This window comes from Brachybacterium hainanense (assembly GCF_042434575.1).
Lineage (GTDB): Bacteria > Actinomycetota > Actinomycetes > Actinomycetales > Dermabacteraceae > Brachybacterium > Brachybacterium hainanense.
Window position 1 is genome coordinate 95,563 of the sequence record NZ_JBHLSV010000007.1, and the last position, 23,758, is coordinate 119,320.

General features: G+C 73.8%; 17 protein-coding genes. 12 read left to right on the plus strand and 5 right to left on the minus strand.

Translation table 11 applies throughout. The features are described from left to right. The first annotated feature begins 103 nt into the window (after positions 1-103). From ACFFF6_RS07935 to ACFFF6_RS07945, 3 genes are read left to right on the plus strand one after another with little or no spacing between them, the layout of a single operon-like run. Positions 104-901, plus strand: coding sequence for an aminoglycoside adenylyltransferase family protein (locus ACFFF6_RS07935; protein WP_376979816.1), 798 nt, complete (start codon positions 104-106; stop codon positions 899-901). Positions 902-911: 10 nt separating this feature from the next. Further along, complete coding sequence (locus tag ACFFF6_RS07940) at positions 912-1,757, plus strand: class I SAM-dependent methyltransferase (protein WP_376979817.1); 846 nt, start codon at positions 912-914, stop codon at positions 1,755-1,757. Positions 1,758-1,782: 25 nt separating this feature from the next. Continuing rightward, positions 1,783-3,291 carry a bifunctional ADP-dependent NAD(P)H-hydrate dehydratase/NAD(P)H-hydrate epimerase gene (locus tag ACFFF6_RS07945; protein ID WP_376979818.1) on the plus strand — a complete coding sequence of 503 codons (1,509 nt, stop codon included), beginning with the start codon at positions 1,783-1,785 and terminating at the stop codon, positions 3,289-3,291. A gap of 19 nt (positions 3,292-3,310) precedes the next feature. Here ACFFF6_RS07945 and ACFFF6_RS07950 read toward each other — a convergent pair whose 3' ends face one another. After that, a complete protein-coding gene (locus ACFFF6_RS07950; RefSeq protein WP_376979819.1) occupies positions 3,311-4,798 on the minus strand; it encodes a phytoene desaturase family protein in 1,488 nt (495 codons plus the stop codon). Positions 4,799-4,894: 96 nt separating this feature from the next. Between ACFFF6_RS07950 and ACFFF6_RS07955 the strand changes: the two genes are divergently transcribed. The 6 genes from ACFFF6_RS07955 (at position 4,895) to ACFFF6_RS07980 (ending at position 10,821) form a co-directional block, all read left to right on the plus strand. Continuing rightward, complete coding sequence (locus ACFFF6_RS07955; protein ID WP_376979820.1) at positions 4,895-5,986, plus strand: FAD-dependent oxidoreductase; 1,092 nt, start codon at positions 4,895-4,897, stop codon at positions 5,984-5,986. A gap of 45 nt (positions 5,987-6,031) precedes the next feature. Next, positions 6,032-6,904, plus strand: a complete 873-nt coding sequence (locus tag ACFFF6_RS07960) for a siderophore-interacting protein (protein ID WP_376979821.1) — start codon at positions 6,032-6,034, stop codon at positions 6,902-6,904. Between the two features lie 2 nt (positions 6,905-6,906). Then, complete coding sequence (locus ACFFF6_RS07965; RefSeq protein ID WP_376979822.1) at positions 6,907-7,548, plus strand: DNA-3-methyladenine glycosylase I; 642 nt, start codon at positions 6,907-6,909, stop codon at positions 7,546-7,548. Then, the gene (locus ACFFF6_RS07970; RefSeq protein WP_376979823.1) at positions 7,545-8,543 is read left to right on the plus strand and encodes a hypothetical protein; all 999 of its coding nucleotides are present in this window, start codon (positions 7,545-7,547) and stop codon (positions 8,541-8,543) included. Before ACFFF6_RS07965 ends, ACFFF6_RS07970 begins: the two co-directional genes overlap by 4 nt. A 115-nt stretch (positions 8,544-8,658) precedes the next feature. Then, positions 8,659-10,029 carry an O-acetylhomoserine aminocarboxypropyltransferase/cysteine synthase family protein gene (locus ACFFF6_RS07975; RefSeq protein ID WP_376979824.1) on the plus strand — a complete coding sequence of 457 codons (1,371 nt, stop codon included), beginning with the start codon at positions 8,659-8,661 and terminating at the stop codon, positions 10,027-10,029. Positions 10,030-10,047: 18 nt separating this feature from the next. Then, entirely contained in the window at positions 10,048-10,821 is a 774-nt protein-coding gene (locus ACFFF6_RS07980) for a PIG-L deacetylase family protein (protein ID WP_376979825.1), read from the plus strand. A gap of 66 nt (positions 10,822-10,887) precedes the next feature. Here ACFFF6_RS07980 and ACFFF6_RS07985 read toward each other — a convergent pair whose 3' ends face one another. Together ACFFF6_RS07985 and metG are read right to left on the minus strand one after the other, a co-directional pair. Further along, complete coding sequence (locus ACFFF6_RS07985; protein ID WP_376979826.1) at positions 10,888-12,108, minus strand: Fic family protein; 1,221 nt, start codon at positions 12,106-12,108, stop codon at positions 10,888-10,890. A gap of 580 nt (positions 12,109-12,688) precedes the next feature. Further along, on the minus strand, positions 12,689-14,485 hold the full coding sequence (gene metG / locus ACFFF6_RS07990) for a methionine--tRNA ligase (protein WP_376979827.1): 1,797 nt from the start codon (positions 14,483-14,485) through the stop codon (positions 12,689-12,691). A 125-nt stretch (positions 14,486-14,610) separates the two neighbouring features. Here metG and ACFFF6_RS07995 point away from each other — a divergent pair, with 125 nt between their 5' ends. The 3 genes from ACFFF6_RS07995 (at position 14,611) to ACFFF6_RS08005 (ending at position 18,835) form a co-directional block, all read left to right on the plus strand. Further along, complete coding sequence (locus ACFFF6_RS07995) at positions 14,611-15,531, plus strand: hypothetical protein (protein WP_376979828.1); 921 nt, start codon at positions 14,611-14,613, stop codon at positions 15,529-15,531. A 57-nt stretch (positions 15,532-15,588) separates the two neighbouring features. Continuing rightward, positions 15,589-17,391 (plus strand): gamma-glutamyltransferase family protein, encoded by a 1,803-nt coding sequence (locus ACFFF6_RS08000; protein WP_376979829.1) that lies wholly within the window; start codon positions 15,589-15,591, stop codon positions 17,389-17,391. A gap of 64 nt (positions 17,392-17,455) precedes the next feature. Then, the gene (locus ACFFF6_RS08005) at positions 17,456-18,835 is read left to right on the plus strand and encodes a UTP--glucose-1-phosphate uridylyltransferase (RefSeq protein ID WP_376979830.1); all 1,380 of its coding nucleotides are present in this window, start codon (positions 17,456-17,458) and stop codon (positions 18,833-18,835) included. A 67-nt stretch (positions 18,836-18,902) separates the two neighbouring features. Here ACFFF6_RS08005 and ACFFF6_RS08010 read toward each other — a convergent pair whose 3' ends face one another. Both ACFFF6_RS08010 and ACFFF6_RS08015 read right to left on the minus strand, forming a co-directional pair. After that, entirely contained in the window at positions 18,903-20,141 is a 1,239-nt protein-coding gene (locus ACFFF6_RS08010; protein WP_376979831.1) for a glycoside hydrolase family 76 protein, read from the minus strand. 166 nt (positions 20,142-20,307) lie between these two features. Then, positions 20,308-23,748, minus strand: a complete 3,441-nt coding sequence (locus ACFFF6_RS08015; protein ID WP_376979832.1) for a bifunctional proline dehydrogenase/L-glutamate gamma-semialdehyde dehydrogenase — start codon at positions 23,746-23,748, stop codon at positions 20,308-20,310. Positions 23,749-23,758 lie beyond the last annotated feature (10 nt).

Here is a 23,758-nt window from a genome sequence, read left to right on the forward strand (position 1 = left end):
CGGGAGCGCGCCCGCCGTGGCCGGCGCCCGTGCGCTCCCGCGGGCGGCGCCGGAGGCTCCGGCTGCGGTCGGGAGGGCACGGGCAGGAGTATCCTCTGCGGGCATGGACGAGGGCGCGATCGCGGAGGTCCTCGAGCATCTGGACCGCTACGATCCCGGCGGGGTGCTCGGGGTCTACCTGTACGGCTCCGCCGTGGCGGGCGGCCTGCGCCCCGGCAGCGACATCGACCTGCTCGTCGTGACCCGACGGAGCCTCGACGCCGAGGAGCGCGCCGACCTCGTCGCCGTCCTGCTGGAGATCTCCGGCTGGGGAGGACACGGCGCCCATCACCCCACGGCGACCCGCCGCCGCCCGGTGGAGCTCACGAGCGTCGTCGCCGAGGACGTGGACCCCTGGCGCGACCCGCCCCGCGAGGACCTCCAGTTCGGGGAATGGCTGCGCGACGAGCTCTCCTCCGGCCGCCCGGCTCCGGTGCGGGAGGACCCGGATCTCGTCGTCCTCGCCGCGACGGCGCTGCAGGCCCATCAGGTCCTGCGCGGCCCGGCGCTCCGGGAGCTGATCGCCCCGCTGCGGCCAGGACAGCTCGAGACGGCGATGGTGGGCTGTCTCCCCGGGCTCCTCGCGGACCTGCACGGTGACGAGCGCAACGTCCTGCTCACCCTCGCCCGCATCCTCGTCACCCTCGAGACCGGCAGGATCGTTCCCAAGGACCGGGCGGCGCATTCCGTCGCCTCGCGGCTCCCGCCCGCCGAGGCCGAGCTCCTGGAGGAGGCGCGTCGTGCCTACCTCGACGGGAACGCCGGGCGTCTCGGACACCGCCGGGACGCGGTCGCCGCCCTCGCCGAGCGCCTGGCCCGCACCGCACGGACGACGGCCCGCGGCACGGCCGAGGAGGCGTAGCCTCCGGCGCATGGACGAACGCAGCACGGACGAGACCAGCGGCGGCGGGCCCGCCACGCACCGCTACACCCACGGCTACGGCGCCTCCGTCCTCCAGGGGCATCGGCGTCGCACGGCCGCGAACTCCGCCGCTCACCTGCTCCCTCATCTGCTCCCGGGCCAGCGGCTCCTGGACGTGGGCAGCGGCGCCGGGACCATCACGGCGGACCTCGCCCGCGCCGTCGGCCCCGAGCGCACGACCGCGCTCGAGGTGACGGAGGAGGCGGCCCAGCTCACCCGGGCCGAGCTCGCCCGGCAGGGCCTGGCCGAGGTCGAGGTCCTCGTCGCCGACGCCCACCGTCTCCCGCTCCCGGACGACAGCATCGACGTCGCTCACGCCCACCAGGTGCTCCAGCACGTCGCCGATCCCGTGGGCGTCCTCGCGGAGCTGCGTCGCGTGGTGCGTCCCGGCGGGGTCATCGCCGTCCGTGACGCCGAGTATCCCGGCTTCCGCTGGTACCCCGACGTGCCCGGGCTCGACGACTGGCTCTCCCTGTACCTGGCGACCGCCCGGGCCAACGGGGGCACCCCCGACGCCGGACGCCGTCTGCTCGCCTGGGCCCGCGCCGCCGGCCTCGACGACGTCGAGATGACGTCCTCCACCTGGACGTACGCGACGCCCGGCGACCGCGCCTGGTGGGCCGACTCCTGGGCAGGACGCATCAGCGCCGGCCCGCTGGCCCAGCAGATCCTCGCCTCCGGCCGTGCGGCGCAGGAGGACCTCGACCGCATCGCCCGGGCCTGGCGCGGCTGGGCCGAGAACCCCGACGCCAGCTTCATCGTCCCTCATGGCGAGATCATCGCGCGCCCGCGCTGAGCGGTCGCGGATCTAGGCTGGAGACATGCTGCCCGTCCTCTCCGCCGACGCCGTCCGTCGCGCCGAACAGGCCCACGTCGCCGCGCATCCGGGCGCGGACCTCATGGGGCGTGCCGCGGGCGTCCTCGCCGAGCACATCACCCTCATGCTCGGCGGGGCGCATGAGCCCCTGATCCTCGTCGTGGCCGGTCCGGGTGCGAACGCGGGGGACGCCCTGCACGCCGTCTCCCTCCTGCCCCGCACCCTTCGCGCCTGCGTGCGCGTCCGCCTCGTGCGCGGGAGAACCCATGAGCCCGGCCTCGCCGCATGCCGGGCCGCAGGAGGCATGGTGATCGGAGCGCAGCAGACGCAGGACCTGCTTCCGCGCGCCGACCTCGTGGTCGACGCCGTGGCGGGACTCGGCAGCCGTCCCCTCGCGGGGGAGGCCGCCGAGCTCGCCCGCGCCGCCCGCACGCACCGCCGGAGGGTCCTCTCCGTGGACCTGCCCAGCGGTCTGCGCGCCGACTCCGCGGTGCAGGACGGGGCATGCTTCGCCGCGGAGCGGACCGTGGCCCTCGTCGCGCCGAAGCTCTGCCATGTCGCGGCCCCCGCCGCGCTCGCCTGCGGACAGGTGCATCTCGCCCGGCTCGGCGTGGATCCCGGGGCGGGCGCGGTGCAGCAGGTCCAGGACACGGACCTGCGGGCCTGGTACCCGTTCCCGGATGCCCGGTCCCACAAGTACACGCGCGGGGTGCTCGGGCTCGAGACCGGCTCGCGCCGCTACCCGGGCGCGGCGGTCCTCGGGGCCGCGGGCGCCCTCCACGCGGGGGTGGGCATGATCCGCCATCCGGGCGAGGCCGGGACCGCGGTCCTCGCCCGCTTCCCCAGCGTGGTCCCCGCAGCCGGCCGGGTCCAGGCCTCGGTGTGCGGATCGGGCTGGGATCTCTCGGATCCCGGAGCACGCCTCGCGCATGAACGCCGTCTCGCCCAGCTCCTCGAGGACGCGCTCCCGCTGGTCGTGGACGCCGGCGCTCTCGATCTGCTCCCGGGGCGCCCGGCGCTGCCGGACGGATCGCTGCTCACGCCCCATGCCGGGGAGCTGGCCCGGCTGCTGGGCCGGGACCGGGCCGACGTCGAGGCGGATCCGCTGGGCAGCGCGCGGGAGGCCGCGGCTCGCACCGGGGCGAGCGTGCTGCTCAAGGGTGCGACCCAGCTCGTCGCCGATCCGGACGGCCAGGTGCTCCTCGCGGTGCCCGGACCGGCCTGGACCGCACAGGCGGGTTCCGGGGACGTGCTCGCCGGGGCGTGCGGAGCCCTGCTCGCCGCGGGCCTTCCCCCGGCACGCGCCGGGATCCTCGCGGCCTCGCTGCAGGCCATCACGGCCTCCCGGCATCCCGGTCCGCTGCCGCCCGAACGGCTCGCCGCGGCGTTCCCGGAGGTCCTCGCCGACTGGGAGGCGCAGCTGATCGGGGCCGGGGAGCGCCCGCCGCGCGCTGCGGAGCGCATCCTCCTCACGGACGAGGCGGAGGAGCACGGAGGCGGACGACGCCGATGACGCTCGGCGACGGGGCGGATCAGCTCGCCGGACCCAGCCGCGGCAGCGTGCGGATCCCGAAGCGCTGACGCAGCACGCGCCGCGCCGCATGCCAGCCGTTCATGCCGTGCACGCCTGGAGCCGGAGGCGCCGCCGAGGAGCACAGGTAAGCCCCCGTGTCGCCGAGGCGGAACGGGTCCGCGGAAGCCGTGGGGCGGGCCATGAGCCCCCACAGGCTCACCCGGCCCAGCGCGATGTCCCCTCCGACGAGATTCGGATTGTGTCCCGCCATGCGATGCGCGCTGACGCCGTGCGCGGCGACGACCAGGTCACGGACGCCGGGAGCGAAGCGCTCGAGCTGCGCGAGCACCGCTTCCGTCGGATCCCCCGGGTCGTCGAAGGGGACGTGCGCATACGCCCAGACGGGGCGCAGGCCGTTCCTCTCCCGCTGCGCATCGACCGCGGCGGGGTCGCTGACCAGCACCATCGGCTTCTCCGGGGTCCGTCCTCGGGCGACCTCCGCCTCGGCGAAGGCCATCTCCGCGCGCGTCCCTCCCACATGCTGCGTCCCTGCCCGGCCCACCTCCGGGTCGCGCCAGGGGATCGGTCCCGACAGCACCAGATCGACCTTCGCCGCGGCATTCCCGTGCGGGACGCGGGACAGCGCCCGGCGCAGGGGCGCCGGCAGCGCGGAGCCCAGGATCCTCGCAGCCGCTCCCGCGGTGGTGTCCAGCAGGAGGGCCCGTGCGGGCGGCAGCTGCGCTCGGGACGTGACGTGGACCCCGGTGCGGATGCGCCCGCCATGGGCCAGGAGGTCTGCGACCAGGGCATCGGAGATCGCCTGTGAGCCGCCGCGGACGACGGGCCAGCCCCCGGCGTGCCCGAGGGTCGCGAGCATGAGCGCGACGCCGGCCGTGGCGGGGGAGGGAAGCGTCCCGATCGCATGCGCAGCGACGCCGGAGATCAGCGCCCGCGCCCGCTCCGTCCTCCACGCCAGGTTCCACGCCGGGGTCCCCTGCCACGCGAGAGCCGCCCCGAGACGGGCCGCGGTCCCCATCGGCCCCGGTCTCAGCAGCCCGCGCGGCACCGAGCGCCTGTCGCCCAGGCTCAGATCGACGACGGCCTCGACGTCCTCGACCAGCGGGCCGAGGAGCGCGCGCCAGCGCCGGCCGTCCCTGCCGAGCCCGTCGGCCGTGCGGTGCAGGTCCCGCCAGGCGATCGCGGCGGGCTCCCGCTCGAGCGGCTGCGCATAGGAGGCCTCGGGGACGAGCAGCTCGACCCCGCGCGCGGACAGGTCGAAGGCCTGCAGGAAGGGGCTCGCGAGCGCCATCGGATGCACCGCGGAGCACACGTCGTGGACGATCCCCGGGGCGAGGCCCAGACCCCGGGTCCGGGCGCCGCCGCCCAGGCTGTCCTGGGATTCGAGCAGCTCCACCTCGAGGCCCGCCCGGGCCAGGGTCACCGCCGCCGCGAGACCGTTGGGACCCGACCCCACCACGACGGCGTCGACGGGGGAGGGAGCAGACATGGGGCAAGGGTAGGACAGGTCACGCTCCGGGAACAGCGGGGGTCCTCGCGCCGTTGGCGAGGGGGCAGCGTCCCCACCGCGGAAGGCGGATCCCCTGTGCGCGAGAGCGATGTCGTCGTGATCGGAGCCGGCCAGGCCGGCCTCACCGCAGGTCATCACCTGCGGCGTCGCGGTCTCGGCTCCCGGTTGATCATGCTCGACGCGGAAGAGGGTCCCGGGGGCGCCTGGCGTCACCGATGGGACTCCCTGACGATGCGGACCGTCAACGGCATCACGGAGCTGCCCGGGATGCCGCTGCCGCCGGGAGATCCGGACCTCCCCTCCTCTCTCGTGGTCCCGGCCTACTTCGCCGATTTCGAGTCCCGGGAGGAGCTCCCGGTCGAACGTCCCGTCGAGGTCCTCTCCGTCCGCGAGGAGGAGCCCGGCGGGGCGCTGCTGATCGCCGCGCGCAGCCGCGGCCGCGACCGGGAGCCGATCCGCACCCGCTTCCTGATCAACGCCACCGGAACCTGGCGTCGCCCCTTCGTCCCGCACCTGCCCGGCGCCGGGGACTTCGCCGGGAGGCAGCTGCGCACCGTCGACTATCCCGGGGCGGCAGAGCTGCTGCGCGGCGGCGCGCGGATCGCCGTGATTGGCGGCGGGATCAGCGCGGTCGGCTTCCTGGCAGAGCTCAGCGCGGTCGCGGCGGAGACCGACGCGCCGCAGCCGCGCTGGTACACGCGTCGCGTCCCCGTCTTCCGCGAGGACGGCTTCACCCCGGAGATCCAGGGCCGGGCGGCCGTCGCCCAGGTCGAGGACCGGGTGCGCCGCGGGCTGCCGCCGCGCAGCGTGGTGTCGGTGACCGGTCTGCTGTGGACCCCGCAGCTGCGGGCGGCCCGGGAGCGGGGCGGTCTCGACCGCCGTCCGATGCCCGTCCGCATCGTCCCGGACGGCGTCCTCGAGCCCGACGGCGCCCGGACCCGTCTCGACGTGCTCCTCTGGGCCACCGGCTTCCGCGCGGACCTGGGGCACCTCGCACCCCTGCACCTCCGCGGCCCCGGAGGAGGGATCCGCATGGACGGCACCGCCGTCGCCGGGGATCCCCGCATCCACCTCATCGGCTACGGCCCGAGCTCCTCGACGATCGGTGCGAACCGCGCCGGGCGGGCGGCGGTCGCCGAGATCGCTCGCCGCCTATCCATGAGGTAAGGCTCTCCATAGCGATCCACGGCGCATTCCCGTAAGGTCGGAGGCATGTTCGACGCCAGCAGCACCCCAGCTCCCGCCGCCGCGGCGGAATCCACGACGCAGGCCCGCCCGGCCCGTCCGAACCGCCCGCAGGCGGTCCTCGAGGTCATCTCCAAGGAACGCATCACCCCGCAGATGATGCGGGTGCGCCTGGGCGGCGAGGGACTGGCGGACCTCAGCCCGAACGATTTCACCGACAGCTACGTGAAGCTCCTCATCGCCGCTCCCGGCAGCGGGCTCACACCGCCCTACGACCTGGACGCCCTCCGCGCGGAGAGCCCGGAGCTGCTGCCGTCCCGCCGCACCTACACGGTGCGCCGCTGGGACCTCGAGGCCGGGTTCATCGACATCGACTTCGTGCTGCACGGCACGGGGGAGGACGCCGGCGTCGCCGCCCGCTGGGCCGATGAGGCGATCCCCGGCGACCTCGTGGCCGCCTCCGGGGCCGGAGGCGCCTACGCGCCGCGTCCCGAGGTCGGCTTCCACCTGATCGTCGGCGACCACAGCGCCCTGCCCGCGATCGTCCGTGCGATCGAGGCGCTCCCTCCCCGGGCGCGGGGCGTCGCGCTCATCCAGCTGCAGCAGGACCGGGACCGCCAGCGCATCGAGGCGCCGGAGGGCGTCGAGGTCCGCTGGCTGATCGGCGAGAACGAGCTGCTGGTCACCGCCCTCGAGCAGCTGGACCTCCCCGCGGGCGAGGACCTCCAGGTCTTCGCGCACGGCGAGCGCGGCATCATCAAGCGGGTCCGCCGCGAGCTCGTGACCGTCCGATCGATCCCGAAGGATCGCATCTCCATCAGCGCCTACTGGGCCCTGGGCCGTGTCGAGGACCAGTTCCAGGCGGAGAAGCGCGAGCCCGTCGGCCGGATCGACGACTGAGGATGACCGCGGAGCAGACGGGCCTCGTCCTCGGCGAGGACGGGCTGTCGCGTCCGCAGTGGGCCAGCGTCCACGAGGATCTGCGGGAGTACTACGACACCGAGTGGGGCATGCCGGTGCGCACCGAGCGCGGCGTGTTCGAACGGCTCAGCCTCGAAGGATTCCAGTCGGGTCTGTCCTGGGCGACGATCCTGCGCCGCCGCGACGGGTTCCGGCGCGCCTTCGCGGGCTTCGACCCCGACGAGGTCGCAGGCTTCGGGGCGGCGAAGGTCGAGCGCCTGCTGGGCGACGCCTCGATCATCCGGCATCGAGGGAAGATCGAGGCCACGATCTCCAATGCCCGCGCCACGATCGCGCTGCGCAGCATGGACGGCCTCGGGCGGGTCGGCGAGCTCGGCGCCGGCTCCACCCTCGCCGACCTCGTCTGGTCCTATCGTCCTGCCGAGACCCCCCGCCCCGCATGCGCCGCGGACGTCCCCACGACGAGTCCGGAATCCGTCGCGCTCGCGAAGGAGCTGCGGAGGCATGGGTTCCGCTTCGTCGGGCCGACCACGATGTTCGCGCTCATGGAGGCGATCGGGATCGTGGACACGCATCTGCTGGGCTCCCACCGGAGGGGCAGCTCGGGCCTCTGGCCCGCATGAGCCGTCTGCCGGGCATCGACCTCGCGCGGTGCGCGGCCCTCGTCCTCATGGTGATCGCCCATGTCGCGCCGTCCGACGGCCCGGCGCGGATCCTCCTCGTCTCCGAGTTCCTGACGGCTCCGCTGTTCGCCCTGCTGATCGGCGTCGGCGCGCAGCTCGGGGAGGAGGCCGGAGGACCGCATCGGGCGCGGAGGACGCTGGTCCGCGCCGCATGCATCCTGCTGCTCGGGCTGCTGCTCGAGCAGAGCCGCGCCCAGGTGATCATCGTGCTGAGCCACCTGGCGGTCCTCACCGCGGTCTGCATCCCGCTCGCCCGGCTGCGCAGCCGGGCCCTCGCGATCGTGCTCCCCGTGGTGTGGCTGTCCGCGATCGCGCTGCCGATCCTCGCCCGGACCTGGCCGTCGCAGCTCGTGCAGCTCGCGGGCGGCTCCGGTCCGTACCGCTTCGCCGCGATGACGGCCTACGCGCTCGCGGGGATCCTGCTCATGCGCCTGCTGCGCCGATGGGAGCCCGGACCGGGAGCCGCGCTCCTCTCGGGTGCCGGCGCGCTCGGCCTCTTCGCCGCTCTGGTGATCGCCCCGAACCTGCTCGGGCTGTTCCCGGTCCACGCCTATGACGGCTCCGCGGCAGAGACCACCGGCGACCTCGTCGGCTCCTGCGGCGTCCTCCTGCTGTGCTGGGGCGCAGCGCAGCTGCTCTCGCGGACCGCGGGCACGCGGCGCGTACTCGCGCTGCTGGCGGCGCCGGGCGCCATGTCCCTGACGCTGTACTCCGGGCAGATCCTGCTCCTCCACCTCGCCGCGGTGGCGAGCGGGGACGCCCGCGACGACTCCTGGGCGATGCTCGGCCTGCTGCTCGCGGCCGGTGGCGTCGTCGCAGCGCTCTGGCGTGCGCTCGCCCCGCGGACGGTCCGGGAGCGGGGACCGCTCGAAGCCGTCGTCACCGCGCTCGAGCGCCGGGCCGCCGGCGCCCCCGCTGTGCCGCACCGTCCGTGACCGTCGACATCGCCGCAGGTCATGCGCGCCACACGCGGAAACATTCCTTGGGGCCGGCGCGCGCGGCGTTCCACGATGGAGCCTCGGAACCATCGTCACGTCGCGGGAGGCCCCCATGAGCACGTCGGACAGCAGCGGGTACTCGAGCACCGCGCAGACCCACGCCGGCTACGAGCCGGAGGGCCCGCACCGGTCGATCGCCGTGCCGATCCACGCGACCACCGCCTATGCGGCCGAGTCCCACCAGCAGCTCAAGGACCTCTTCGCCCGCCGGCGCGACGGCTACGCCTATTCGCGGTCGGGCAATCCCACCACCTGTGTTCTCGAGCGGCGCGTCGCCGCTCTCGAGGGCGGGATCGGCGCGATCGCCGTCGCCTCCGGGCAGGCCGCCGTCGCCGTCGGGATCCTGGGCCTCGTCGCCCCCGGCGATCACCTGGTCGCGGCGAGCCGGCTGTACGGAGGCACGGTCGAGTTCTTCGACGACTCCCTCGCCGATGCCGGGGTGACCTGGTCGGCGGCGGACCCGTGGGACCTCGCCGCCGTCGAGGCCGCCTTCACCGACCGCACCCGCGTCCTGTTCGTCGAGTCGATCGCGAACCCCGGCGCGCAGCTCGCCGACATCCCCGCCCTCGCGGACATCGCCCACCGGCACGACGCGGTGCTCGTCGTCGACAACACCGTCGCGAGCCCGGCGCTCCTGCGGCCGGGGGCGCTCGGCGCCGATGTCGTCATCCACTCGGCGACCAAGTACCTGGGCGGGCACGGTGCGGCGCTCGCGGGTGTCGTCGTGGACACCGGCCGCTTCGACCCTCGGCGATGTCCCGCGCTCTTCCCGCGCCTGACCTCGCCGAACAGCCGTTTCGGCGTCACCTTCTCCGACGAGTACGCGCGCGGCGCCTCCGGCTATCTCGCCTACGCGCGCGCCAAGTACCTGACCGATTTCGGCGCGACCCTGCCCGCGCACAGCGCCTCGCTGCTGCTGGCAGGGATCGAGACCCTGGACCTGCGCATGGAGCGCATCAGCACCACCACGGCGCAGCTCGCCGCCGCGCTGCGCGAGCACCCGCTGGTCGCCCGGGTCCATCACCCCTCCTCCCCGGGCCGCCCCGATGCCGGGATCGCCCGGCGCGACTTCCCGCGCGGCACCTCCGGGGTCTTCGCGATCGATCTCGTCGGGGGAGAGGCCGCGGCCGAGGCCTTCCTCGATGCGCTCGAGCTCGTGACCCTCGCCGTGAACATCGGCGACTCCCGCTCCCTCGCGGTGCACCCCGGCAGCACCACGCACTGCCACCTCACCCCGTCCCAGCGCGCGGCCTGCGGCGTGAGCGAGGGGACCGTCCGGCTGTCCATCGGCCTCGAGGACCCGTCGGACCTGCGCGCGGACCTCGAACAGGCCCTCGTCACCGCTGCCGCGGTCGCGGAGCGCGCCGAATCGGCCTCCGCAGCCGAGCCGGACGTGCGGGAGCTGGCCCGAGCCCGCGCCTGATCCGGTACGGTCGGCCCCATGACCGATCCGCCCGCACGGCCCGCGCCCGATCCGCTGCCTCCGTTGCCCGAGGACGGCATCGCCTCGGTGCTGTGCATCGTCGCCCACCCCGACGACATGGAGTACGGCGCCTCCGCCGCGGTGCACGCCTGGACGCGCACCGGGGTGGCGGTCGACTACGCGCTGATGACCTCGGGAGAGGCCGGGATGGCACAGGCCCCGGAGGTCGTCGGGCCGCTGCGCGAGGTCGAGCAGCGTGCCGCCTGCCGGGCGGTGGGCGTGCGCGAGCTGGAGTTCCTGGGACATCCGGACGGAATGCTCGAACCGGGTCTGGCGCTGCGCCGGTCCGTCGCCCGGGTGGTCCGCCGGCACCGGCCCGATGTCGTCCTCACCGCGAACTTCGAGGTCGAGGCGTACGGCGGGCTGAACCAGGCCGACCATCGGGCCACGGGCCTCGCCGTCGTCGACGGGCTGCGCGACGCCGCGAACCCGTGGGTGTTCCGCGAGCTCGCGGAAGTGGAGGGCCTCGCGGCCTGGAGCGTCGGTGCCCTCCTGGTGGCGGGCCACGAGCGCCCCACCCACGCGAAGGCGGTCGCGCAGGAGGACGTGGACGCCGCGGTCGCGTCTCTGCACTGCCATGCGGCCTATCTCGCGCACGTGACCGGGCACCCGGCACCGGAGGACTTCATCCCGGAGCTGCTGCGCGCCGGGGGCGAGGCTGCCGGTGCCGAGCATGCCGTGGCGCTGCGCGTCCATGACCTCGGGGGACTCGGATCCCGGGACCGATCGTGATCGCCCTCCCTGCTCATCGGGAGCACCGTCAGCATCCGTCCGGGGAGCAGGTCCGGGCCTTCGTCCTCACCCGGAGCGGCGCACCTGCTCGGCATAGGCGTCCAGCACGGCGAGGATCCCGTCGTGCTGCCAGACACGTCCCCGGCTGCGCCCGGTCCGCTCGGTGAGCACGCCCGCCTCCGCGAGCTGGGCGAGGGCGCGCTGCGCGCTCATGGCGCTCGTGCCCAGGGCCTCGCGGACGAAGGCGGCATGCACGATCGGCTGGGCCACCAGCAGGGGAAGCAGGCGGAACGCGAAGGCATGGCGACGCAGCCCCGAGAGCCTCTCGCGCGAGAGGTCGAGCTGCGCGGAGAGGTCCTCGACCAGCCCGCGCCCGGTGACGGCGGCATAGCGGGCGGCCCGCGCGAACTGCTCGAGGACGGGGCGGGCGTCCCCGGCGCGGAAGGCGTCGAGGGAGGCGATGTATCCGGGGTGGTCGGTGAGCAGCCCGGCGGAGACCGGCGCCGTCGTCCGCGTGACGAGGCCCTTCCCGTGGATCATGGCGTGCACGAGGGCGCGCCCGGTGCGGCCGTTGCCGTCGGTGAACGGATGGATGGTCTCGAACTGGGCGTGCGCGATCGCGGCCTGCGCGAGGATCGGCAGGTCCTCCCGTCCGATGAAGGCGATGAGGTCCTCGAGCGCGGCGGGCACGTCCTCGGCCTCGGGGGCGATGTGGGCCGCTCCGCGAGGGCTCGAGCCGCTGCGCCCCACCCATACCAGCTGGCGGCGCAGCTCCCCTCCCGGGGGAGCGGAGGGCGCGGCCATCAGCTCGGCATGCATCCGCAGGATCGCTGCCAGGTCGAGGCGGTCGGCCAGGCGCAGCGCCGCCTCCATGGTGCGGACGTTCGCGACGACCGTCATCGCGTTCGGGCTCGTGGACTCCGCGAGCTCGGCGAGGGCGAGCTGACGGGCGCCCACGGTCAGGTCCTCGATCTGGGAGGAGGAGGCGGATTCGGTGCGCAGCAGGACCGAGCTCATCGGTCCGATGGCCTGGCTCTGCGGGCCAAGCACGGCCGTGCTGTGGAGGTCGAAGGCGACCAGGGCGGCCTCCGCGTCGGCGAGGTCCGCGGCGAGATCCGCGGGCAACTCGAACCGGAGGTCCGCGAGACGGGCCGGCAGGCAGGCCTCGTAGGGACCCGTGCCGCGCGCACGGGCGGCCCGGGAGGCGAGGCCGTCATCGGCGACAGACCACATGCCGGGACGGCGTCCGACGGCCGGGACCGGCGCAGGAGCGGGAACGGTGACCATCGCCCCATCGTAGTAACACTTTCGCGGAAAGTGTTACTACGGGGAGTGCGGGGTCACCGTTCGGCACGTGGTACTGCGGGAGGAGCGGGGTCAGCGTTCGCGGCGGACCAGGCGACGTGAGCTTCGCACCCAGCTGAGCAGACGGCGTCGACGTACCCGGTCGACCCGATACCCGGCGGCGCAGGCGGGCCCGATCGACGTGACGGCATCGTCATGCTCGGTCAACGTGACCGCATCGACATGCCCGGTCGGCCGCGCACGAGCGCGCGCGGAGCCCGTTGTTCCTCGGCACGGGACCACTGGACGATCGTCAGCGGTCTGCGGACAGAGGAGCATCGCGGAGGCCCCGTGGGGTGATCGAAGGATTCGTGTCGTTCTGATGCCCCGCGGGCGATGCGGATACGTCGGTGGTCTGTTTGCTGGCCTGCGGGCGACGCGGAGGCTTCGCCGGCGTATCGACGGCTGGATGAGCCTGGCCGATCGCCACCGATTCGGCCAGGGCATCTGCTCGATGATCGCCACGGCATCGGCCGGAGGGCCTGCTCGCTCTTCGCGGGCGCTCCGGTCGGAGCCCGCTCGATCAGGCGGGGTCGAGCCCCAGGCGCTCGAGCTCTTCGGAGACGATCGTCGGGTCCAGCTTCGTGAAGACCGGCGTCGGCTTCGCGACCGGGGCGCCGACCGCCACCGGATGATGCGCCCACGCCGGAGCGTCCGAGTAGTCGCCCGTGATGATCGGGTAGGACGGGCCGCCGTCGAGGTCCTCGACCTCCTCCATCCGCGGCAGGGGCGCGATCACCCGATCGCCGCCGAGGGCCTTCTCGACCTCGTTGGCCGAATGCGGGAGGAACGGCGAGAGCAGGGTGTTCAGGTCCGTGACCGCCTGGGCGAGGACGTGCAGGACCGTGAGCAGGCGCGGACGCTGCTCCTCCGCCTTCATCTTGAACGGCTCGGTCTCCGAGACGTAGCGGTTGGCCTCCGAGACCAGGCGCATGGCCTCCGCGATCGCGGCGCGCTGCCGGTGCGCCCGGATCAGCGAGCCCACCGAGTCGAAGCCCGCACGGATCTCCTCGAGCAGCGCACGGTCCACGTCCTCGAGCTCTCCTGCGGCCGGGATCTCTCCCACGTTCTTCGCGATCATCGCCGCGGTGCGGTTCACGAGGTTGCCCCAGCCGGCGACGAGCTCGTTGTTGGTGCGGGAGAGGAAATCCTCCCAGGTGAAGTCCGCATCCTGGTTCTCCGGACCCGCCGCGGAGATGAAGTACCGCAGGGCATCCGCCTGATAGCGGGAGAGCACGTCGCGGACGTAGATGACCACGCCCTTCGAGCTGGAGAACTTCTTGCCCTCCATGGTGAGGAACTCGCTCGAGACGACCTCGGTGGGCAGGTTCAGCTCCCCGAAGGCGCCGGGCTTGCCGCCCTTGTCGCCCTTGCCGTTCTGGGCCAGCATCTCCGCGGGCCAGATCTGCGAGTGGAAGACGATGTTGTCCTTGCCCATGAAGTAGTACGACAGGGCCTCGGGGTCGTTCCACCACTTGCGCCACAGCTCCGGGTCGCCCTGGCGGCGCGCCCATTCGACCGAGGCGGAGAGATACCCGATCACGGCGTCGAACCACACGTACAGGCGCTTGGTCGGCTGGTCCTCCCATCCCGGCACGGGGATGCCCCAGTCGATGTCGCGGGTCATCGCGCGCGGGCGGATGTCCTCGAGGATGTTCTGGCTGAAGCGGATCACGTTGGGGCGCCACAGCCCCGTCGCCTCCCGCTCGTCCAGCCAGCGACCCAGCTCGCTCGCGAGCGCGGGAAGGTCCAGGAAGTAGTGCGTGGTCTCCACGAACTCGGGGGTCTCCCCGTTGATCCGCGAGACCGGGTCGATCAGATCGGTGGGGTCCAGCTGGTTGCCGCAGGCGTCGCACTGGTCGCCGCGAGCCCCGGGGGTGCCGCAGATCGGGCAGGTGCCCTCGATATAGCGGTCCGGGAGGGTGCGGCCGGTCGACGGCGAGATCGCCCCGGAGGTCACCTGCTCGAGCATGTAGCCGTTCTCCCGCACGGCCACGAACATCTCCTGCACCACGGCGTAGTGGTTGCGGGTCGTGGTGCGCGTGAACAGGTCGTAGGACAGGCCCAGCTGGACGAGGTCCTCGACGATCACGCGGTTGTTGCGATCGGCGAGCTCACGGGCGGAGACGCCGTTCCTGTCCGCCTCGACGAGGATCGGGGTGCCGTGCTCGTCCGTGCCCGAGACCATGAGCACGTCGTGGCCCGCCATGCGCATGTACCGCGAGAAGACGTCGGAGGGGACGCCGAAACCGGCGACATGACCGATGTGGCGGGGACCGTTGGCGTACGGCCAGGCGACCGCGGACAGGACTGTGCTCATGGTTCACCAGTCTACGGACTCCGCCGGGGTGGGCCGACCGCGATCACGGATCGCGGGAGGTGATCCTGCGCGATACTGGGACCGGCGGGGCGGCCGATGCTCCGCAGGCGAAGGCGGGGTCGAGGATGAGCACGCATCGGGCCGGGCGCGGCGAGCAGCCCGCAGGGCGGTTCCTCACGCAGAGGCCGCGTGATCTGGCGGACGAGCACCGCCCGGCGGAGGAGAAGCGCCGCCTGGCGGAGGAGAAGCGCCGCCTGGCGGAGGAGAGCAGCCCCGCGCCCCCGACGGCGAGGCGCGGCCGGCGTCGGCGGGAGGGGCCGGCCGAGGAACGGCCGGCGTCCCCGACCCGTCGGATGCGCGCCGCGGACCCAGATCCCGGCAGGGACGCCGGGACGCGCCCGCCGGAGATCCCGGCGCAGCTCGAGCGGGCACGTCCGCTGCCCCCGCTGCGCACCCCGGCCGAGGCCCAGGCGCAGATCAGCACGGAGGTCGACGGGTACCGGCTGCGAGCGATCCTGCTGTCCGCGCTCGGTCTGGTCCTGCTGGCGATCCTGCTGCTGCGACCGGGTCGGCTCGCAGCCCTGCTCGCGCAGCCCGGAGCCGCGCTCGTGCTCGGCCTCGCCGGCGGCATGCTGCTGCTGGCAGGGCCGGTCGTCTGGGTCATCGGCCGGCTCCTCTACGACCGGGCCCTGGAGGAGCTCGGCACCCGTGTGCTGCGCGACGGCGTCCGGTGCGACGTCCTGCCCGGCGCGCCGGGAGCCCGGATCCTCGTCGCCGCCGATCTCTCCTCCCTCCGCGCGACGCGCCTGCACGCCGCGCTGCTGGGCTGCCCCGCCGCGGACGGAGAGCTGCTGACCTCCCAGGAGCTGCTGGGCCCCGGAGCAGAGGGCGCCTTCGTCGCGCCCGCCGCGACCCGGGGCGCGGACGGGCTCTGGGCGCTGGTGCTGCCCGCGATGACCCCGGCCGATCCGCACCGGCCCTTCTGTGATGCCCGGGTCCTGCCGCTCGTGCCGGATCCGCGGGTCTCGGGATGGGACCGGCTCTAGGGTCCCCCGTGGGATGATCCCTCCTGCCGCCCCTCGCCGTCGAAAGGCCGTCGCCCGATGTTCGTCGCCCCGGATCCGCATCTCACCCGACCTGATCTGCAGGGCACCTTCGGGATGGTCGCCTCGACGCACTGGCTCGCCACCGCGAGCGCGCTGAGCGTCCTCGAGCGGGGCGGCAACGCCGCCGATGCCGCGGTCAGCGCAGGATTCGTGCTCCACGTCGTCGAGCCCCATCTGAACGGTCCGGGCGGCGACATGACGGCGCTGATCGCCTCGCCCGCGGACCCCGTGCCGCGCGTGCTCATGGGGCAGGGCTGCGCGCCCGCGGCCGCGACCATCGCGCATTGCCGCGCCGAGGGGCTGGACCGTGTCCCCGGCACGGGCGCCCTGGCCGCGGCGGTGCCGCTCGCCGTCGACGCCTGGCTCCTGCTCCTGGCCGAGCACGGCACCTGGGAGCTTCCGGAGGTGCTCGACCACGCGATCGGCTACGCCCGCGACGGCCACCCGGTCCTCGCCCGCGTCGCCGCGCAGATCGCCTCCCTGGAGGAGACCTTCGCCCGGGCCTGGCCGACCTCCGGGGCTCTGTGGATGCCCGACGGCCGCGCCCCGCAGCCGGGAGAGCTGATCCGCAACCCCGAGTACGCCCGGGTGCTGCAGGACCTCGCGGAGCACGCCGTCGGACCCACTCGGGAGGCTCGCATCGAGGCCGCGCGCCGCCGCTGGCGCGAGGGACCCGTGGCCCGGGCGATCGCGGCGTTCCAGGAGGTGCCGCACCGGCATTCCGACGGCGCCGAGCACCGGGGCGTGATGACGGCGGCCGATCTCGCCGGGGCCGTCGCGCGCCTCGAGCCGGCCGCGACCGCGACCTTCCGCGGGCGCACGATCGCGAAGACCGGGCCCTGGGGCCAGGGGCCCGCGCTCCTGATCGCCCTGCGGATCCTCGACGGCTTCGCCGATGAGGAGCTGGACCCGTCGACCGAGGCCGGCGCCCACCGGATCCTCGAGGCGCTCAAGCTCGCCCTCGCCGACCGCGACACCCATTTCGGGGACGGTCAGGATGTCCCTCTCGCCCAGATGCTGAGCGAGGAGTACATCGCCTCGCGTCGCGCGCTGATCACCGAACGCGCCTGCGCCGGCTTCCGCCCCGGGAGGCCCGGCGGGAGGACCGGAACGGTCCCGCCGCTGCTCACCGCGGAGCAGCTGGCGACCGCCGGCGGCCGCCTGCCCGATGCTGCGACGGGCGAGCCCACGGTGCGCGTGGGCGAGGAGGTACGGGGCGACACCTGCCACCTCGACGTCGTCGACGCCCGCGGCATGATGATCAGCGCGACCCCCTCGGGCGGCTGGCTGCAGTCCTCCCCGGCCGTGCCCGGCATCGGCTTCTGCCTGGGGACCCGGCTGCAGATGACGTGGCTGGACGAGTCCTCGCCGACCGCTCTGCGTCCGGGTGCGCGGCCGCGGACGACCCTCACCCCCACGCTCGTGCTCGAGCACGGGCAGCCGGTGATGGCGCTTGGTTCACCGGGGGGCGACCAGCAGGACCAGTGGCAGCTGCTCTTCCTGCTGCGCGTCCTCGTCGGCGGCTACACCCCGCAGCAGGCGATCGACGCGCCCGCCCTGCACACCACCGCGATGCCCGGCTCCTTCTGGCCGCGCACCTGGACGCCCGCCGGAGCCGTCGTCGAGGAGCGCCTGGGGGAGCAGGTGATCGCGGGGCTGCGCGAACGGGGGCATGAGGTGACCGTCTCCGGCCCCTGGTCGCTGGGGCGGCTGTCCTGCGTGACGCGGGACCCGGCCACCGGCGTGCTGGGCGCCGCCGCGAACCCGCGCGGCGCCCAGGGGTACGCCGCCGGGCGCTGAGCTCAGCTCGGATGCTCGCCCTGCGCATGCCGCCGCTGCGGAAGGGGCCCGATACCCTGGCCCCATGAGCATCGAAGGCCTTGCCGCAGCACAGCAGAAGATGACCGACGCGGGCGTCCCGCAGACCGCCATAGACGTGTTCACCCACTACTACGCCCAGCTCGAGGACGGGACCACGGGGTCCATCCCGGAGGAGACCATCGAGCCGTATCTCGACCCGCCCGAGCTCGAGGACGTCACCATCGACCCCTTCGCCGCGAAGGAGGTCTTCGACCAGCTCGCGATCATCAACCTCAACGGCGGGCTCGGCACCTCGATGGGCATGGACCGCGCGAAGTCGCTGCTGCCGGTGCGGGACGGGAGGAGCTTCCTGCAGATCATCGTCGAGCAGGTCCTCGCGGCGCGTCGCGCGACCGGGGCGCGCCTGCCGCTGATCTTCATGAACTCCTTCCGCACCCGCGAGGACACCCTCGAGGTGCTCGCGCAGTACCCCGATCTGCCGGTCGGGGACCTGCCGCTGGACTTCCTGCAGAACAAGGAGCCCAAGCTCCGGGCCGACGACCTGACCCCCGTCGAGCACCCGGCGGACCCGGACCTCGAGTGGTGCCCGCCCGGCCACGGAGACATCTACACGGCCCTGCAGACCTCGGGCCTGCTGCAGCAGCTGCTGGACGCGGGCTTCCGCTACGCCTCGGTCTCCAACTCCGACAACCTCGGCACCGTCCCGAACCCGGTGATCGCCTCCTGGTTCGCGAGCACCGGCGCGCCCTACGCCGCGGAGCTGTGCCGGCGCACCCCGGCCGACCGCAAGGGCGGTCATCTCGCGATCCGGAAGTCCGACGGGCGCCTCATCCTGCGCGACACCGCGCAGACGCCGGAGGAGCAGATGCACTTCTTCACAGATGAGCACCGCCACCCGTTCTTCCACACCAACAACCTCTGGTTCGACCTCGAGCAGGTCGCGGCGATCCTCGCCGAGCGCGACGGGGTGATGGGCCTGCCGCTGATCCGCAACGAGAAGACCGTCGACCCGGCTGACAAGGCCAGCACGAAGGTCTACCAGATCGAGTCCGCGATGGGCGCGGCCATCGAGGTCTTCGACGGCGCCACGGCGATCGTCGTGGACCGCTCGCGCTTCCTGCCGGTCAAGGCGACCAGCGACCTGCTGCTGGTGCGCTCGGACGCGTACGAGCTCGACGAGCGGATGGCGCTCGTGCAGAAGGTCGAGAAGGTCGCGGACGTGTCGCTGGATGCGGAGCACTACAAGCTCGTCGGGGACTTCGAGACGCGCTTCCCGGAGGGGGTGCCGTCCCTGCGGGAGGCGAGCTCGCTCGCCGTCGAGGGCGATCACGTCTTCGGCGCGGGGGTGGTCGTGCGAGGGGATGCCCGGGTCACGGCCGAGGACCCCGCGCAGATCCCTGCCGGAACCGTCCTCGACGGCTGAGGAGGGCAGCGGGAGCGCCGTCCGCGCCGCCGGCCAGGGCCTGCGGCGGCGCTCCCGCACCGCAGGATCAGGTGAGGTGCCGCCAGAGCGGCCGGGGGAGCGCGGCCAGCGCCTGGGTGCGCGCGAAGCCGGCCTGGTCCAGCAGCTCCGTGCCCTCGGCGTCCGCCCCGCGGCGGAACAGATCGGTCTCCGGGTCCCGCAGCAGGCGCCACTGGCGGTCCGCCATCGCGGCGACGAGGCGGCGTCCGGGAACCTCCGGACCCAGCACCGATTCCGCGAGCAGCAGGTTCGAGGCGAGGATCGCGTTGAAGGCGACGGGCTGCGCGTCGAGCGAGCCGCCCTCGGTCCACACGTCGTAATGTCCGATGAGCGCCTCGACGATGGCGAGGCATCGATCCCGATGCGTCGAATCGCCTGTCACCTCGAACAGCAGCGCCTCCACCCCGAGCGGGACTCCCTGGTTGTAGGTCCACTGGGTGCGGTCGATCGAGCCGTCGAGCTTCACGTTGTCCCAGAACAGGCCGTTGTCCGCGAGGAGGTGCTCGCGGGTCCAGTCCACGCATCGCAGCGCGAGGTCGAGGTGCTCCTGGGCCCCGGTGAGCTGGAACAGGCGGATGCCGAGCTTGGCGGTGGGCATGTTCGACACGGTGTTGCGGTCGTCGTTCCAGTCCGTCTGCGCCCACCACACGCCGCCGGGCGCCGGATGCGTGGGATCGTCGTCCCAGCCGGAACGCAGCAGGGCCATGACCTCCTCCGCCCGGGCCACGTCCCCGCGACGGCCGTCGGTCAGCAGATGCTCCTCGACCTCGAGCATGCCGACCCAGGCGTTGTCGTCGTAGAAGTAGTCCCCGTGGGCGCCGGTTGCCGGGTCGGTCGCGGACGCATAGCCGGGCAGGCCCGTATCCCCGCCGGCCGCGTGCCAGTAGCGCTCCTGGGCGCGATCGCGGGAGGCGAGCATCGGCGCGAGATCGGTGACGCCCGGCGCATGGGACAGCTCGGCGGTCGCGGCGCGCGCCTGGGACAGCGGCCACTCGTAGGACGAGGGCGGATCGTCCTCGCGCCGAGGGGCGTGCTCGAGCAGCAGGTCGCTGCCGTCGTCGATCGCGAAGTGCCTCTGCAGCGCCTCGAGCGCGGCCCGGGCACGGTCGCGGGCCTCGCCGTGGCCCGGGCCGGAGCCGGGCTCCGCCTGCGCGGAGGACAGCGGGCCGGTCGCAGCGAGAGCACCGATCGTCCCGGCGGCTCCGAGGGCGGCGCGGCGGGACAGGGCGGGGGAGGGGGACCGGGGAGCAGGGGATGAGGGGGACATGCGATCTCCTCGTCGAGAACGGGACTGCCAGATGAGGCAGCACACCCACCCTACGGACCCGGCCTCCTGTCCTGCGGGATCCGCGGTCCCGTGTGGCTGCGGGAGCCTGTCGGCAGCGCCGCGGAGCCGGCCCCCGAGGACCGGCTCCGCGGCGGCGGACCTCGCCTCAACCCCGCCCGCGGGCGAAGCCGACCCCGCCGGTGAGGTCGTACTCCTGGGGCAGCGGGTTGCCGTAGCGGTGATCGGTCGCGCTGATGACCTGCTCGTGCAGGAAGGCGAGCAGCTCCACACGGCCGCTGACCGTCGGCACGGCCGGGAACAGGGCGACCTCGACGCGCCGGGAGATCGCCGTGAGGAGCTCGTCGTCCGCCTCACCGATCAGGCGGATCCGATGCCGTTCGAGCTGCGGGACGCGCCCGGCGAACGCGGACGCCGACTCGACGCGGACCTCCGGCGCGGCGGCCAGCACGCGGCGGACCACCGGCTCGAGGGAGGCATCGGCCAGGGAGACCTCCACATCCGCGCCGACGGCATCGGCCGCGAGCAGCACCCGCTCGAGGTGATGGGCGGGCGCGCCCTCCGCGGCCCGCACCACCGTCGGCACCGGCAGGTAGCGCAGCACGTTGATCTCGCCGTGCAGATCCTGCGGGTCTCGCGGCAGGAAGGTGCTCGCCAGATGCGCACGATCGGATTCCCGGGCGGCGTCGAGCCAGGCTCGGGGATCCGATGCCGGAGCGGCGTCGACCAGGTCCACCAGATGCAGCAGGTAGTTCGGGCCCCCGGCCTTCGCGGTCTGCCCGATCGCGGAGCGCTTCCAGCCGCCGAAGGCCTGGCGCTCCACGATCGCCCCGGTGATGCCGCGGTTGATGTACAGGTTCCCGGCCTCGACGTGATCGGTCCACCAGGCGACCTCGTCGGGATCCAGCGAATGCAGGCCCGCCGTGAGCCCGTAGGCGGTGCCGTTCTGGATGCGCACGGCATCCTCGAGCGTGTCGGCATGGATGACGCCCAGAACGGGGCCGAAGTACTCGGTCCGGTGGAACTCGGACCCCTCCCGGACGCCGAGGCGCACGCCCGGGGTCCAGAGGCGGCCCTCGGCGTCGAGCTGCTCGGGTGCGCTCAGCCAGCTCTCCCCGGGAGCCAGCTCCGTCAGCCCTCGCCGGAGCTTCTCACCGGGAGCCTCGATGACGGGGCCCACCTGCGCGGTGGGATCCTCGGGGGTGCCCACGTGCAGGCTGAGGATCGCATCGGCCAGCTGCGCGTCGAAGCGGCGCGAGCGGGACACGGAGCCGACGGTGATCACGAGGCTCGCCGCCGAGCACTTCTGCCCCGCATGGCCGAAGGCGCTCGCGGCGACGTCCTTGGCCGCGAGGTCGAGGTCCGCATGCGGGGTGACGACGATGGCGTTCTTGCCCGAGGTCTCCGCCTTGATCCGCAGCTGGGGTCGCCAGGAGGCGAACAGCGCGGCCGTGTCGTAGGCGCCGGTGAGGATCAGCTGGTCCACGCGCGGATCCGAGACGAGCGCCCGGCCGACCTCGTCCTCGGGGACGTCCACGAGGGTGAAGACGCCCTCGGGAACCCCGGCCCGTGCGAGCAGCTGCGCGATCACGGCTCCGCAGCGCCGGGCCTGGGGAGCGGGCTTCATGACGACGGCGCTGCCGGTGACCAGCGGTGCGAGCACGGAGCCGGTGGGGATCGCGAGCGGGAAGTTCCAGGGCGGGGTGACCAGCGTCAGGCGGCGCGGGATCGCGACGACCTCCGTGAGCCCGGCGAGGCGCTCGGCCTGCTCGGCGTAGTAGAGGGCGAAGTCGATCGCCTCGCTGACCTCCGGGTCCCCCTGCTCGAGAGTCTTGCCGGTCTCCGCGGCCGCGACCTCGAGCAGCTCCGCGCGATGCCGGGAGAAGACCTGGGCGACGCGGCGCAGCACCGCGGCCCGCTCGGTGGCGGGCCTGGCCGCCCAGGTCTTCTGGGCCTCGAGCGCGTGGCGGTAGACCGCGTCGACCTGCTCGACCGTGTGCAGGCGGGCCGCATCGGCGGCATCGGTGCCGAGGCGGGAGCCCCGGATCCGGTGGGTGATCGCCTCGGCCCACTGCTGGTTGGCCCGGGTCGCCATGTCGGTGTCGGGCGTGTTGGCGAAGGCGCCGGGCAGCGCCGGCAGCGACGTGCCGCCGAGCGCGGGTGCGTCCTCCTGCGCCTCCCGGGCACGGTCCTGATCCCGGTGCGTGGGGCGCGGCACCTCGTCGAGGGCGCGGGCGAGGGAGCGGCGGAAGCGCCCCTCCTCCCGGGCGAAGAGCTCCTCGGACCGGTCGAGCTCGAACACGGCGGACATGAAGTTGTCGGGGGAGGCGTTCTCCTCGAGGCGGCGGACCAGGTAGGACACGGCCACGTCGAACTGCTGCGGCGCGACGATCGGCACGTACAGGCGCATGCTGCCCACGCTCTCGCGCACCACCGCCTGCTGCCCCGGGGCCATGCCCGCGAGCATCTCGAATTCGACGCCGCCGGCGGTTCCGGGGGCGATGCCGCGGCGCTCCATGAGCAGATGGGCGAAGGCGACGTCGAAGAGGTTGTGCCCGGCGATGCCCAGGTGCACGGCCTCCAGATGACGCGGGTGCAGGGAGTCCATGAGCACCCGCTTGTACTGCGCATCGGCCTCCTCCTTCGTGTGGAAGGGGGCCTGCTCGTGTCCGTGGAGAGCGGCCTCGACCTGCTCCATCGCGAGGTTCGCGCCCTTGACGACCCGGACCTTGATGGGCGCGCCGCCGCGGGCCACGCGGGCGCGCGCGAAGGCGCGCAGGCGCTCCATGGCGGCGAGGGAATCGGGCAGGTAGGCCTGCAGCACGATGCCGGCGTGCAGGTGGAGGAGCTCGGGGCGGTCCAGCAGCCGCTCGAACACGTCGAGGGTCAGCTCGAGGTCGCGGTACTCCTCCATGTCCATGTTCAGGAAGGTGGGCCGCTCGCCGCGCGCCGCGTCGAGGTACAGCGGCAGCAGGGTCTCCACGATGTGGCTGACGGTGTCCCGCGCCCCCCACAGGGACAGATGGTCCACGATCGAGGACACCTTGATGGAGGCGTAGTCGACGTCGGGCCGCCCGACCAGGCGGCGCACGCCCTCGAGCCGCCGTCCGGCCTCGCGAGCGCCGAGGACCGCCTCGCCCAGGAGGTTGATGTTCAGGTCGATGCCGTCGGCGCGCAGGCGCGCGATGGCGCTGCCGAGCTGGGCGTCCCGGGCGTCGAGGATCAGATGGGAGACCATGCGGCGCATCACGCGCTGGGCGATGGGGACCACCAGGTGCGGCGCAAGGGGGGCCATGCCGCCGCCGAAGGACAGCACCCGGCGCAGCGGCGCGGGCAGGAAGGCGGGCGGGTGGGCGGCGAGGCGCCGCAGCTCCTGCGCGGCGGCGCGCGGATCCTCGGGACGGATCACGCGGTCCACGAAGGAGACGGTGAACTCGAGCCCCTGGGGATCCTTGAGGAGCTGCGCGAGCATCTTCGCAGGCCCCGGGACATCGTGCTCCGCGGCGGCGTGCACCCAGGTGCGCACCTGCTCGGTCACCGCCTCCGCGGAGACGTCGGCGCGGGGACGGTCATGGCTGATGCCGGTCAATCTGGGTGCT

What these genes read in the sequence shown, in the direction of transcription:
- ACFFF6_RS07935 (WP_376979816.1), top strand. Translation starts at nt 104, where the DNA reads ATGGACGAGGGCGCGATCGCGGAGGTCCTCGAGCATCTGGACCGCTAC.
- ACFFF6_RS07940 (WP_376979817.1), top strand. Translation starts at nt 912, where the DNA reads ATGGACGAACGCAGCACGGACGAGACCAGCGGCGGCGGGCCCGCCACG.
- ACFFF6_RS07945 (WP_376979818.1), top strand. Translation starts at nt 1,783, where the DNA reads ATGCTGCCCGTCCTCTCCGCCGACGCCGTCCGTCGCGCCGAACAGGCC.
- ACFFF6_RS07950 (WP_376979819.1), bottom strand. Translation starts at nt 4,798, where the DNA reads ATGTCTGCTCCCTCCCCCGTCGACGCCGTCGTGGTGGGGTCGGGTCCC.
- ACFFF6_RS07960 (WP_376979821.1), top strand. Translation starts at nt 6,032, where the DNA reads ATGTTCGACGCCAGCAGCACCCCAGCTCCCGCCGCCGCGGCGGAATCC.
- ACFFF6_RS07965 (WP_376979822.1), top strand. Translation starts at nt 6,907, where the DNA reads ATGACCGCGGAGCAGACGGGCCTCGTCCTCGGCGAGGACGGGCTGTCG.
- ACFFF6_RS07970 (WP_376979823.1), top strand. Translation starts at nt 7,545, where the DNA reads ATGAGCCGTCTGCCGGGCATCGACCTCGCGCGGTGCGCGGCCCTCGTC.
- ACFFF6_RS07975 (WP_376979824.1), top strand. Translation starts at nt 8,659, where the DNA reads ATGAGCACGTCGGACAGCAGCGGGTACTCGAGCACCGCGCAGACCCAC.
- ACFFF6_RS07980 (WP_376979825.1), top strand. Translation starts at nt 10,048, where the DNA reads ATGACCGATCCGCCCGCACGGCCCGCGCCCGATCCGCTGCCTCCGTTG.
- ACFFF6_RS07985 (WP_376979826.1), bottom strand. Translation starts at nt 12,108, where the DNA reads ATGGTCACCGTTCCCGCTCCTGCGCCGGTCCCGGCCGTCGGACGCCGT.
- metG (WP_376979827.1), bottom strand. Translation starts at nt 14,485, where the DNA reads ATGAGCACAGTCCTGTCCGCGGTCGCCTGGCCGTACGCCAACGGTCCC.
- ACFFF6_RS07995 (WP_376979828.1), top strand. Translation starts at nt 14,611, where the DNA reads ATGAGCACGCATCGGGCCGGGCGCGGCGAGCAGCCCGCAGGGCGGTTC.
- ACFFF6_RS08000 (WP_376979829.1), top strand. Translation starts at nt 15,589, where the DNA reads ATGTTCGTCGCCCCGGATCCGCATCTCACCCGACCTGATCTGCAGGGC.
- ACFFF6_RS08005 (WP_376979830.1), top strand. Translation starts at nt 17,456, where the DNA reads ATGAGCATCGAAGGCCTTGCCGCAGCACAGCAGAAGATGACCGACGCG.
- ACFFF6_RS08010 (WP_376979831.1), bottom strand. Translation starts at nt 20,141, where the DNA reads ATGTCCCCCTCATCCCCTGCTCCCCGGTCCCCCTCCCCCGCCCTGTCC.